Below are 293 nucleotides of genomic sequence, written 5' to 3' on the forward strand. Positions count from 1 at the left end.
TCGTCGTCGTTGGTGGCTTTGCATATGGCGGTGCAGTCGCTGCGTTCGGGGGAGTGCGACCTGGCCCTGGCCGGCGGTGTCACCGTCAACGCCACACCCGACATCTTCGTCGAATTCAGCCGCATGCGCGGACTGTCCGAGGACGGCCGGTGCAAGGCCTTCGCCGGCGCGGCCGACGGCACCGGCTTCTCCGAAGGCGGCGGCATGCTCGTGGTGGAGCGGCTGTCGGACGCGCGGCGGTTGGGGCATCCGGTGCTGGCGGTGGTGCGGGGTTCGGCGGTCAATCAGGATGG

Annotated in this window: 1 protein-coding gene; it reads left to right on the plus strand. The window is 70.0% G+C overall.

Annotated elements, in window-relative coordinates; genetic code table 11:
- A partial coding sequence (locus OQ789_RS25910; protein WP_324689293.1) for a beta-ketoacyl synthase N-terminal-like domain-containing protein occupies positions 1-293 on the plus strand: 293 nt, incomplete at both ends.

Origin of the sequence: Mycobacterium sp. 94-17 (genome assembly GCF_035617725.1) — a bacterium.
Taxonomy (GTDB): Bacteria; Actinomycetota; Actinomycetes; order Mycobacteriales; family Mycobacteriaceae; genus Mycobacterium.